Origin of the sequence: Pseudomonas sp., from assembly GCF_050739655.1 — a bacterium.
GTDB lineage: Bacteria > Pseudomonadota > Gammaproteobacteria > Pseudomonadales > Pseudomonadaceae > Aquipseudomonas.
In genome coordinates, this window is the sequence record NZ_JBOIBY010000449.1 from 1 (window position 1) to 11742 (window position 11742).

An 11742-nucleotide genomic window follows, 5' to 3' on the forward strand; every position below is an offset into this window, starting at 1 on the left:
CCTGTGGGAGCGGGCTTGCCCGCGAAAGCGGCGGATCAATCAACAGAGATGTTGGATGTACCACCCCCTTCGCGGGCAAGCCCGCTCCCACAGGGTTCTTCGGTGTTTTCAAGACTGCGTACTCTTCAGGACAACCGCATGAACAGCCTTCCCATCATCGACATCGCCCCGCTCTACAGCGACGACCAGAACGCCTGGTCCAACGTTGCCGCAGAAATTGATCACGCCTGCCGCGAATGGGGCTTTTTCTACATCAAGGGCCACCCGATTCGTGCCTCGCGCATCGACGCGCTGCTCGACAGCGCCAAGCGCTTCTTCGCCCAACCTGCCGCCGAAAAGCTCAAAATCGATATCACCCAAACCCGCCACCACCGCGGCTACGGCGCCATCGCCACCGAGCAACTCGACCCCAGCAAGCCCAGTGACCTGAAAGAAACCTTCGACATGGGCTTGCACCTGCCTGCCGAACATCCCGACGTCCTGGCAGAAAAACCCTTGCGCGGCCCTAACCGCCATCCATCGCTGCCGGGTTGGGAGGCGCTGATGGAACAGCACTACATCGATATGCAGGCGCTGGCGCAAACACTGTTGCGGGCAATGACGTTGGCGCTGGGTATCGAGCGGGACTTCTTCGATACGCGCTTCAGCGAACCGGTCAGCGTGTTGCGCATGATCCATTACCCACCGCGTCACACCGCCAGCTCCGAAGAGCAACAAGGCGCCGGCGCCCATACCGATTACGGTTGCATCACCCTGCTCTTTCAGGACGCCGCCGGTGGCCTGCAGGTGCGCAATGTAAAGGGTGATTGGATCGATGCGCCGCCCATCGAAGGCACTTTCGTGGTCAACCTTGGCGACATGATGGCGCGCTGGAGCAACGACCGTTATTTATCGACGCCGCATCGGGTGATCAGCCCACTCGGCGTGGATCGCTATTCGATGCCTTTCTTTGCCGAGCCACATCCAGACACCCGCATCGAATGCCTGCCCGGTTGTCAGGATGAGCTGCACCCGGCGAAATATCCGAGCACCACCTGCGCCGAATTTTTACTCTCGCGTTTCGCCGACACTTACGCCTATCGACGGGAACAGCAAGCGGTGTAATGAACCGGCTGGTCAGGTTTTACCAAATATTGCGGCTAGCATCTGTAGAATGGCGATCATTGCACCTGATGAGAAATGAATTATGTACGACTGGCTGAACGCCCTGCCCAAGGCAGAACTGCACCTGCACCTTGAGGGTTCGCTGGAGCCCGAGTTGCTGTTCGCCCTGGCCGAACGCAACAAAATCGCCCTGCCGTGGAGCGACGTCGAGACCCTGCGCAAGGCTTACGCCTTCAACAATCTGCAAGAATTCCTCGACCTGTACTACCAGGGTGCCGACGTGTTGCGCACCTCACAGGACTTCTACGACCTGACTTGGGCCTACCTGCTGCGCTGCAAAGAGCAGAACGTGATTCACACCGAACCGTTCTTCGACCCGCAGACCCACACCGACCGTGGCATCCCGTTTGAAGTAGTGCTCAACGGCATCGCGGCTGCGTTGAAGGATGGCGAGCAACAACTGGGCATTACCAGCGGTTTGATCCTGAGCTTCCTGCGTCACTTGAGCGAAGAACAGGCTCAGAAAACCCTTGATCAGGCGCTGCCGTTCCGCGATGCATTTGTCGCCGTCGGTCTGGACAGTTCCGAGATGGGCCACCCGCCGAGCAAGTTCCAGCGCGTATTCGACCGTGCCCGGGGCGAAGGCTTCCTGACCGTTGCCCATGCCGGTGAAGAAGGCCCGCCCGAGTACATCTGGGAAGCCCTCGACCTGCTGAAAATCCAGCGTATCGACCATGGTGTGCGCGCCATCGAAGACGAGCGCTTGATGCAGCGCATCATCGACGAGCAGATTCCGCTGACCGTGTGCCCGCTGTCGAACACCAAGCTCTGCGTGTTCGATCACATGTCGCAGCACAACATTCTCGACATGCTGGAACGTGGCGTGAAAGTGACCGTGAACTCCGATGACCCGGCATACTTTGGCGGGTACGTCACCGAGAACTTCCATGCGCTGCACACCCATTTGGGCATGACTCAAGACCAGGCCAAGCGCCTGGCACAGAACAGCCTGGATGCACGGTTGGTAAAACCGTAAAACTCACCGCCGCCAATCCTGTGGGAGCGAGCAGGCTCGCTCCCACAGGATTGGCGTTCAGCGACGTTGAAAAGGCTCTAGAGCGCCATTTCCAGTTCCGTTTGTTTGGCGAACAAGTGGATCTCACGCTGGCCGGCGGCGGAGACTTGCAGGGCATGCGAGTCGTTAGGCAGGCTCAACCAGCCTGACTGCATGAACAGTTGCAACAATGCAGCGCCCAATGCCCCACCTATGTGTGGGCGTCTCTCGCTCCAGTCGGGGCAAGCACACGCGGCCCTGCCGTTACGATGCGCCAGTGCCTGGATGTAGACACCGCGTGCCGCCAGCTCGGTTGAACCCTTCAGCGTGATCGTGACGCGTTGATCAAACTGCTCTATCCAGCCGGCATCCAGCAAACGCTGATAGAGATCAGCCGCCAGGGTTCCGCCCATGTGGTCGTCGCACAGTCGCGCACGCAGCATTGACGAGCGCAATGCCTGAGGTTCGGGCGGGGGGGCGGCGCGTTTGAAAACTTCCGGAATGTCCTGCGGCGTACTCGCCAGCGTTGCGCTGGCCAGTGCTTCGATCGCCGCACCGACTTCAGGAGCGGCCATGCGGAAAAACCGCTTGCGTCCGCGAGTCTCGACTCTCAACAGACCTCCGGCAGACAAACGCCCCAGGTGTGCGCTGGCAGAAGAAGGTGACAGGCCGGCCAACAATGCAAGATCTTCGGCTTGGCGTGCCGAGCCGTCCATCAAGGCCCACATCATTGCGCTGCGCTTTGGGTCAGCCAGCAAGGTGGCTATCTGGCTGATGCAAGGTGCATGTTCCATGTATTCACTCCCTGTTGAATCGTTTCGTCTACTGCCCGACTCCAGCGAGGCCACGCCATTGCGATCGACGGTGCGTACATCAGGCGAGCGCTAGTATAGGCGGGTTGACTGCCGGTTCCTGCCCTTCACAAACCGTTGAAGGTGATAGTTCCTGAAGGAAATTTCGCTTTTGGCCTGCGATTAATGATCGATGCTCGCCAATCCCGGAAAATGACCGCTCAACCGAGCGCATCGGCTGGCAAGCATTTCTCGCAACAGGTTCACCGGCTTACTCAATTGCGCACGGTGGGCACACAACAAATTCAGCGGAGCGCGCTCACAGAGCAGCTCAGGCATCAGTACTTTCAAACGACCGGCCAACACATCGGCGGCCACATCCAGCCACGACTTGTAAGCGATGCCCGCCCCGGCCAAGGCCCATAGACGCACGACATCGGCATCGTCACTGAAACGATCGCCGCTGACCGTCAAGCTGACCTCACGCTTGCCATCGTGAAAACTCCAGTGATCGTGGACGCGGCTGCCCAGCATGAACAGCAGGCAATTGTGTTGCGCCAGTTGCTCCAAGTGCCGCGGTTCGCCATGCCGGGCCAGGTAATCCGGAGCAGCACACAGCACACGGCGGTTATGCGGGGCGATGGGCAGCACCACGAGGCTGGAGTCTTCCGGTTCGCCATAACGCAGGGCAATGTCCACAGGCTGGCGGAAAAGATCGGCGATGCGGTCGCCCAACAGCAGGCGCACAGTGAGTTTGGGGTGTTCACGCTGAAACTCGTCCAGCCAGGGCAACAGCAAATTACGACCGAAATCCGACGGTGCCGATAACTGCAGAACGCCACTGACCTGATCCTGCCCGCTAGCCAACAGACGTCGCCCTTCATCAAGATTGCTCAAGGCCGCCCGGGCGTATTCGAGAAAACCTTCACCTTCGGCGGTCAGGCGCAAGCTACGGGTCGAACGGGCGAGCAACCGGACCCCGAGCTGCTGTTCGATGCGCTTCAACGCAGCACTGGCCACTGCCGCCGACATGTCCATGCCTCGCGCAGCCGCCGACAGACTGCCGAGGTCGGCGGTGCGAACAAACAATTGCAGGTCATCGAAACGCAGCATGCGAAGCCTCGATTATCAAAAAAATATTGAAAGAGACTGCTCTTTTAGCCGGTTTTATATTCAGTGGAAATAGCCAATCATTTGCACATCGAATTCCACACCTCAATCCCCATTCTATTAATGTTGCGGAGCCCTTTATGAAAGCCATTGCTTACTACGCCTCACTGCCGATCAGCGACGAAAAGTCCCTGCAGGATATCGACTTGCCGGAACCGCTCGCCGGGCCCCGCGACCTGTTGGTGGAAGTCAAAGCCATTTCCGTGAACCCGGTGGACACCAAGGTCCGCCAAAACGTCCAGCCTGAAGGCGGCGCAGCTAAAGTGCTGGGTTGGGACGTGGCCGGCGTGGTCAAGGCCGTGGGCAGTGACGTGACGTTGTTCAAGGCTGGCGACAAAGTGTTCTACGCGGGGTCCATCGCCCGAGCGGGCGGCAACAGCGAGCTGCATGTGGTGGACGAGCGGATCGTCGGCCATATGCCGAAAACCCTCGGTTTCGCCGAAGCCGCCGCCTTGCCATTGACCGCCATCACCGCCTGGGAATTGCTCTTCGAACGCCTGCAAGTGCGCGAAGGAAAAACCGACGAAGGCCAAAGCCTGCTGATCGTCGGTGCCGCTGGCGGTGTGGGTTCGATCCTCACGCAATTGGCTAAACAGCTCACCGGGCTGAACGTAATCGGCACCGCATCACGCCCACAGACTCAAAGCTGGGTTAAAGAGCTGGGTGCCGACCGGGTGATCGACCACAGCCTGCCGCTGAGCGAAGAACTCAAGCGTGCGGGCCTCGATCAAGTGACCCATGTAGCCAGCCTGACCCAGACTGATCATCACCTGGATCAATTGATCGAAGCCTTGGCGCCACAAGGCAAACTGGCACTGATCGATGATCCGAAAGCCCTAGACGTGACCAAGCTCAAGCGCAAGAGCCTGTCGCTGCACTGGGAGTTCATGTACACCCGCTCACTGTTCGAAACAGCCGACATGATCGAACAGCACAATCTGCTCAACCGCGTGGCACAACTGATAGATGCCGGCACCCTGAAAACCACGGTTGGCGAGCACTTCGGCACTATCAATGCTGTGAATTTGCGTCGGGCTCATGCGCTGCTGGAAAGCGGCAAATCAAAGGGCAAGATTGTGCTGGAAGGGTTCTAAGGCGGCCGGAGAAAAGAGATCGCAGGTGTCGGATGAGCCCGCTCACACTGCGATCTTTTTTTGTTACAACCGTCAGTCCGACAGTTACCTGCTGTCACGATTACGATCCTATTCGGGTCTACAATCGAATCTCCTGCGAGGCTTCCTTCCACGCGACGTCTTCTAAAAAATCTTTTTATGTAAGGAGTTCAGCTATGAAGATCCTGATAAAAGAACTGGCAAAATCCCAATGGCAGGTCCAATTGGACCAACAGGCCGTGACGTTCCGCAGCGAAGCCGAAGCCCGAACCTTCACGCGCACCCTCGAGGCGCGTATTCAAGCCCCTCACCAAATCCCCATCGTTCAAGCGCAGCGCGCTGTTGGCTGAACGCACCCTTAAACCTTGGCTTGTGCCAGTGCCCGGGCATTTTGCAATCGCCGGGTGAGCATCGCCACGCCGACCACCAGAAGTCCGCACAGACTGATGACCATGGCCATCGGCATGGCGCTGCCGTCGTGCAACACACCTACCAGCGCAGCGGCACCGGCGGCCACGCTGAACTGCAGGCAACCGAGCATCGCCGAGGCGCTGCCGGCCCGAGCGCCCTGACCGTTCATTGCACAGGCGGAGGCATTGGGAAGGATGCAACCGAGACTGGCAATGCAGATGAACAACGGAATCAGCAACGGCCACAATTGCACGGTGTGCATCGCACTGACGGCAAGCAACGCTAGCCCCGCACCGAGGTAAATCCAGACCGTACGCGCCAGCAGGAACGCGGGGCCGCGCTTGGCCAGCAGGCGTGCATTGATTTGCGCCACCAGAATGAAACCCGCAGCGTTGGCGCCGAAAAACCAACCGAAATGCTCGGCCGGTACGCCATAGAGTTTGATGAAAACGAACGGCGAGCCGGCGATGTAGGAAAACATTCCGGCAATGGCGATACCGCCGGTCAGGGCATGGCCGAGATACACCGGGTCCGCCAGCAACCGTCCGTACTGACGCAATGCGCCCGAAAGGGGTTGGCGAGGTACATGATCCGGAAGGCTTTCCGGCAATCCGAGCGCCACCGCCAAACCCGCCAGCGCGCTGAAACCTGTAAGGGCAAGGAAGATCGACTGCCAACCGGTGGTGTTAACCAACAGACCGCCCAGCATTGGCGCGAGAATCGGTGCCAGGCCCATCACCAGCATCAGCTGCGAAAACACTTTCGCTGAACCCACGGCATCACACTTGTCACTGACCACCGCCCTGGAAATCACCATCCCCGCACACCCGCCAAGCGCCTGAACAAAGCGTGCGCCGATCAGCCATTCCAGGTTCGGCGCATAAGCGCATGCCAAGGAAGCGGCGGTGAACAATCCAACACCGGCCAGCAGAGGAATGCGTCGCCCGAAACGGTCAGCCACCGGGCCATAGGCCAGTTGGCCGATGGACAAACCGAGGAAATACGCTGCCAGTGTCAGTTGAACGTGTTTTTCGTCCGTACCGAAAGCAAGGGCCATGGCCGGAAAGGCCGGCAGATAGAAATCGATCGCCAGCGGACCGAAAGCGCTCAACGCGCCAAGAATCAGAATGGTACGGAAGTTCATCAGGCATCCAGTGGGGCAGAAGTCAGCAGCCCGACAGTCTAGCCCCGCATGGATGCCTTGAACATTACGATAGCTCGCTAACTATTAAAAAGCTCAGGCCAATTTGACGCCATAGCCCTCTTCGCTGATCGCCTCGATCACCTGCTGCTCTGTCAGCGCACTTTCGACGCCGACTTCTTTCGCCGCCAGATCGACCCGTACACTGGCCGCCGGGTCTTTAGCCTGAACAGCTTGAGTGATGGCCTTGACGCAATGCCCGCAGGACATACCTTCAACATTGAACACTTGCATGCAATGACTCCTTTGATGAGGCTCTTGAATAAGGTTGAGAACAGTCTTGAGCTTGCCACTGTGGCAAGGTCAAGTTCTTGAGTGACCTGCCGGGCTGGCAATCGGCGCCGCGCTCGGCCAAGCTGCCCACATTAACGACTCGACTTCAGGAGATTCAGCCATGCGCTGGTCAGTTTTCAGCCTGTTTGGCTGCCTCAGCCTTTTCGCCGCCGTGCCGCCGGTCAACGCCGCCGGGGAGGACTATGGCGTGCTGATCATTTCCCGCGAACGGCTGGAAGTGGCGACCAGCTGCGAAATCGGCGTGTACATTCAAGACCATTTGGCGGCGCGGCTGTTCCAGGAGCAAACCACGTCGTTCAACCTCCCGCCGGGCAATGTTTCCCTGCGCCTCAAACTGTTGCCAGGCCAGGCACCCGGGTGCAACCCGGGCATGCTGGCACCAGGTTCGCAGGACATCCAACTTCGAGCCGGCGATGTGCTCAAGTACCGGATTGCCATGACGCAGGACGGGATGTATCTGAAGCGCGCAGGCTTGGGGTACTGAGTCGCCGGTCAAAAAGATCGCAGCCTTCGGCAGCTACATGCGTACACATACCTATGTAGGAGCTGCCGAAGGCTGCGATCTTTTGCTTTGCAAAATGGCGCTTGACCTTGCCAGCATGGGAAGGTTGATCCTGTAGGCATCTTCTACAGGGAGCGTGATCAATGTCCGAATCCACCACTTTTGATCTGCCGATTGCCGGCATGACCTGTGCCAGCTGCGCCGGGCGTGTCGAGCGAGCCTTGAGCAAAGTCATCGGTGCCAGTGCCGTCAGCGTCAACCTCGCCACCGAACAGGCCCGTGTCCAGGCCCCCGCCGACAGCCTGCCAGCCTTGATGGATGCAGTGCAAAAGGCCGGTTACAGCGTGCCGCAACAAAGTATCGAATTGAACATCGACGGCATGACCTGCGCCTCCTGCGTCGGTCGCGTCGAGCGCGCGCTGAACAAAGTGCCGGGGGTCAAAAGCGTCAGCGTTAACCTGGCCAACGAACGGGCGCACCTGGAACTGCTCGGACAGATCGACCCGCAAACCTTGATCGCCGCCGTGACCAAGGCCGGTTATGCCGCCAGCGTTTGGGAAGCCGAACATCCGTCAACCGACACCCAACAGAACCGCCTGCACCGTGAGCGTTGGGCCCTGATCGCAGCCATCACCCTCGCCCTGCCGCTGGTGCTACCGATGTTGCTGCAACCGTTCGGCGTACATTGGATGCTCCCAGCCTGGGCGCAATTCGCCTTGGCAACGCCGGTGCAGTTCATCTTGGGCGCACGGTTTTATGCCGCGGCATGGAAAGCCGTGCGGGCCGGTGCCGGGAACATGGATTTGCTGGTCGCCTTGGGCACCAGTGCCGGTTATGGCTTGAGTGTCTACGAATGGGCGACCGCCGCCGGGGGTATGCCGCATCTTTATTTCGAAGCTTCGGCGGTGGTGATCGCCTTGGTGCTACTGGGCAAGTATCTGGAGAGTCGCGCTAAACGCCAGACCGCCAGCGCCATCCGCGCCCTCGAAGCGTTACGCCCGGAGCGGGCAATTCAGGTGATCGACGGCCGCGAGCAGGAAGTCGCGATCAGCGCCCTGCGCCTCAATGACCTGGTGATGGTCAAACCCGGTGAGCGCTTTCCGGTGGATGGGGAAGTGGTCGACGGCCAGAGCCATGCCGACGAAGCGCTGATCAGCGGCGAAAGCCTGCCAGTGCCGAAACAACCCGGTGACAAGGTCACCGGCGGTGCCATCAATGGTGAGGGTCGATTGTTGGTCCGCACACAGGCCCTCGGGGCAGAAACCGTACTGGCGCGCATCATTCGTTTAGTGGAAGACGCTCAAGCGGCGAAAGCACCGATCCAGAAACTGGTGGATAAAGTCAGTCAGATCTTCGTTCCCGTGGTGCTGTTGCTGGCCCTGGCCACTCTGATTGGCTGGTGGCTGTACGGTGCGCCACTGGAAACCGCGCTGATCAACGCCGTCGCGGTGCTGGTCATCGCCTGCCCTTGCGCACTGGGCCTGGCAACACCGACCGCGATCATGGCCGGCACCGGAGTAGCGGCTCGTCACGGGATTCTGATCAAGGACGCCGAAGCGCTGGAGCGTGCCCATGAAGTCAGCTCAGTGGTATTCGACAAGACGGGCACCCTGACTTCCGGAACCCCGCGCATCGCTCATTTGAGCGCCATCGACGGCGACGAATCCGCCCTGCTGCAACTGGCCGGAGCCCTGCAACGGGGTAGTGAGCATCCTTTGGCCAAAGCCGTTTTGGACGCCTGCACCGAACGTGCGCTGCCGGTCGCCGACGTCACCGACAGCCAGTCCCTGACCGGGCGCGGTATTGCCGGCACCCTTGGAGGCAAGCGACTGGCGCTGGGCAATCGGCGCTTGCTCGAAGAAAGCGGCTTGAGCGCTGGTGCCTTGGCTGAGTCAGCCTGCGCGTGGGAAACCGAAGGTCGAACTCTGTCCTGGCTGATCGAACAAAGTCCCGAGTCTCGGGTGCTGGGCCTGTTCGCCTTTGGTGACACCCTCAAGCCCGGTGCACTGCAAGCGGTGCAGCAACTGAACGCACGCCACATCAGTAGCCACTTGCTGACCGGTGACAACCACGGCAGTGCCCAAGTGGTTGCCCAGGCGCTGGGCATTGCTGACGTTCACGCCGAAGTGCTGCCAGCGGACAAGGCCGCTACGGTCGAGGCCTTGAAGAAAACCAGAGTGGTGGCGATGGTCGGCGACGGCATCAATGATGCCCCGGCGCTGGCCGCCGCCGACATTGGCATCGCCATGGGTGGTGGCACGGATGTGGCCATGCACGCGGCCGGAGTCACCCTGATGCGCGGTGATCCGCGCCTGGTACCAGCCGCACTGGAGATCAGTCGCAAAACCTACGCGAAGATCCGCCAGAACCTGTTCTGGGCCTTCGTCTATAACCTGATCGGCATTCCACTGGCGGCCTTCGGCTTCCTCAACCCGGTGCTGGCCGGCGCGGCGATGGCACTGTCCAGCGTCAGCGTCGTGAGCAATGCGTTACTGTTGAAAACCTGGAAGCCCAAGGATCTGGAGGACAACCGATGAACATCGGCCAAGCGGCCCGCCACAGCGGCCTGAGCGCAAAAATGATCCGTTATTACGAGTCCATCGGTTTGCTCAAGGCGGCCCATCGCGCCGACAGCGGTTATCGGATGTACGGGGATGAAGATTTGCACACCTTGGCGTTCATCAAGCGCTCTCGGGACCTGGGGTTTTCCCTGGAGGAAGTCGGCAAGCTGCTGACTTTGTGGCAGGACCGGCAGCGCGCCAGCGCCGATGTGAAGGCGTTGGCCCGGCAGCATATTGATGAGCTGAACCGCAAGATCCGCGAACTGGGCCAGTTGCGCGATACCTTGCAGGATCTGGTTGAGCATTGTCAGGGGGATCATCGGCCGGATTGTCCGATTCTCAAGAATCTGGAGTCGGGTTGCTGTACTACATCGGTTCGGACCTGAAACATTGGTGCTGAATGTGCCGGCTTCTTCCCGGGCAAGCCCGCTCCCACAGGCTTTGTGCCAGCCACGCCATTTGCGAATGACCTGCCCCCGGTAGGAGCTGCCGCAGGCTGCGATCTTTTGATTTTGCTTTAAAACAAAATCAAAAGATCGCAGCCTCGTTTCACTCGTCAGCTCCTACAGGCGATATAACGATTGAATTTGCGCATAAAAAACCCGGCCGAAGCCGGGTTTTTGTTAACCGATCACTGCATCCACGGTGGAGGCGGTTCTTCGGTTTTGCCTGGCGGGGCATCGTCTGCGGAGCGTGCCGCTTGTTTGCGCTCTTCATCCAGGCGTGCAGCCTCGATTTCACGCATGATGCCGCCTACATCGGCCAGTTCTTCCGTATCGGCGAACTCGCCGGTCAGCACGCTACCCGGGTGCAGGGTGCCCGCCTCATACAACGCCCACATTTCCTTGGCGTACTTGGTCTTTTTCAACTCTGGCGCAAACCGTCCGAAGTAGGACGCCATGTTGCCCACATCCCGCTCCAGCATGCTGAACGCGTGGTTGTTGCCCGCCGCGTCCACCGCTTGCGGCAAGTCGATGATCACAGGGCCTGTCGGGGTCAGCAGCACGTTGAACTCGGACAGGTCACCGTGCACCAGGCCGGTACACAACATCAGCACGATCTGCGAAATCAGGAACGCGTGATACTCACGCGCCTGATCCGGCTCCAGCACCACGTCGTTCAGTCGCGGCGCGGCATCGCCGTACTCGTCGGCCACCAACTCCATGAGCAATACGCCTTCAAGGAAGTCATACGGCTTGGGCACTCGCACACCGGCATTGGCCAAGCGGAACAGCGCCGCCACTTCGGCGTTCTGCCAAGCGTCTTCGGTTTCCTTGCGGCCAAACTTGGAGCCTTTGGCCATCGCCCGGGCCTGACGGCTGTTGCGTACCTTGCGACCTTCCTGATACTCGGCCGCCTGACGGAAACTGCGTTTATTCGCCTCCTTGTAGACTTTCGCGCAACGTAACTGGTTACCGCAGCGCACCACATAAACAGCTGCTTCTTTACCACTCATGAGTGGGCGCAGCACCTCGTCGACCAGACCGTCCTCGATCAGGGGTTCAATGCGTTTTGGAGTCTTCATCAGCTTTTATTGTGGGT

At 59.6% G+C, this 11742-nt stretch carries 12 protein-coding genes; 7 read left to right on the forward strand and 5 right to left on the reverse strand.

Translation table 11 applies throughout. From position 1 onward, the window contains the following. Positions 1-138: 138 nt before the first annotated feature. Positions 139-1104: a 2-oxoglutarate and iron-dependent oxygenase domain-containing protein gene (locus ACRESJ_RS21595; RefSeq protein WP_431759716.1), complete on the forward strand. Its 966-nt coding sequence runs from the start codon at positions 139-141 to the stop codon at positions 1102-1104. Positions 1105-1186: 82 nt separating this feature from the next. Next, positions 1187-2140 carry an adenosine deaminase gene (locus ACRESJ_RS21600; RefSeq protein WP_431759717.1) on the forward strand — a complete coding sequence of 318 codons (954 nt, stop codon included), beginning with the start codon at positions 1187-1189 and terminating at the stop codon, positions 2138-2140. Between the two features lie 77 nt (positions 2141-2217). On the opposite strand, the gene ACRESJ_RS21605 is transcribed toward ACRESJ_RS21600, so the two are convergent. Then, positions 2218-2952, reverse strand: a complete 735-nt coding sequence (locus ACRESJ_RS21605; RefSeq protein ID WP_431759718.1) for an ArsR/SmtB family transcription factor — start codon at positions 2950-2952, stop codon at positions 2218-2220. Between the two features lie 180 nt (positions 2953-3132). Then, positions 3133-4062, reverse strand: a complete 930-nt coding sequence (locus ACRESJ_RS21610; protein ID WP_431759719.1) for a LysR family transcriptional regulator — start codon at positions 4060-4062, stop codon at positions 3133-3135. A gap of 137 nt (positions 4063-4199) precedes the next feature. Between ACRESJ_RS21610 and ACRESJ_RS21615 the strand changes: the two genes are divergently transcribed. Both ACRESJ_RS21615 and ACRESJ_RS21620 read left to right on the forward strand, forming a co-directional pair. Then, positions 4200-5213: a zinc-binding alcohol dehydrogenase family protein gene (locus ACRESJ_RS21615; RefSeq protein ID WP_431759720.1), complete on the forward strand. Its 1014-nt coding sequence runs from the start codon at positions 4200-4202 to the stop codon at positions 5211-5213. A 194-nt stretch (positions 5214-5407) separates the two neighbouring features. Then, positions 5408-5581 (forward strand): hypothetical protein, encoded by a 174-nt coding sequence (locus tag ACRESJ_RS21620; protein WP_431759721.1) that lies wholly within the window; start codon positions 5408-5410, stop codon positions 5579-5581. An 8-nt stretch (positions 5582-5589) separates the two neighbouring features. On the opposite strand, the gene ACRESJ_RS21625 is transcribed toward ACRESJ_RS21620, so the two are convergent. Together ACRESJ_RS21625 and ACRESJ_RS21630 are read right to left on the reverse strand one after the other, a co-directional pair. After that, positions 5590-6786, reverse strand: a complete 1197-nt coding sequence (locus tag ACRESJ_RS21625) for a multidrug effflux MFS transporter (RefSeq protein WP_431759722.1) — start codon at positions 6784-6786, stop codon at positions 5590-5592. 93 nt (positions 6787-6879) lie between these two features. Continuing rightward, the gene (locus ACRESJ_RS21630; protein WP_431759723.1) at positions 6880-7077 is read right to left on the reverse strand and encodes a heavy-metal-associated domain-containing protein; all 198 of its coding nucleotides are present in this window, start codon (positions 7075-7077) and stop codon (positions 6880-6882) included. Positions 7078-7237: 160 nt separating this feature from the next. Here ACRESJ_RS21630 and ACRESJ_RS21635 point away from each other — a divergent pair, with 160 nt between their 5' ends. The 3 genes from ACRESJ_RS21635 to cueR all read left to right on the forward strand — a co-directional run bounded on the left by ACRESJ_RS21635 (position 7238) and on the right by cueR (position 10586). Next, on the forward strand, positions 7238-7621 hold the full coding sequence (locus ACRESJ_RS21635; protein WP_431759724.1) for a hypothetical protein: 384 nt from the start codon (positions 7238-7240) through the stop codon (positions 7619-7621). A gap of 161 nt (positions 7622-7782) precedes the next feature. Beyond that, positions 7783-10176: a heavy metal translocating P-type ATPase gene (locus tag ACRESJ_RS21640; protein ID WP_431759725.1), complete on the forward strand. Its 2394-nt coding sequence runs from the start codon at positions 7783-7785 to the stop codon at positions 10174-10176. After that, a complete protein-coding gene (gene cueR, locus ACRESJ_RS21645; RefSeq protein ID WP_431759726.1) occupies positions 10173-10586 on the forward strand; it encodes a Cu(I)-responsive transcriptional regulator in 414 nt (137 codons plus the stop codon). Before ACRESJ_RS21640 ends, cueR begins: the two co-directional genes overlap by 4 nt. Before the next feature lie 245 nt (positions 10587-10831). Here cueR and ACRESJ_RS21650 read toward each other — a convergent pair whose 3' ends face one another. After that, positions 10832-11725 carry a PA4780 family RIO1-like protein kinase gene (locus tag ACRESJ_RS21650; protein WP_431759727.1) on the reverse strand — a complete coding sequence of 298 codons (894 nt, stop codon included), beginning with the start codon at positions 11723-11725 and terminating at the stop codon, positions 10832-10834. Positions 11726-11742 lie beyond the last annotated feature (17 nt).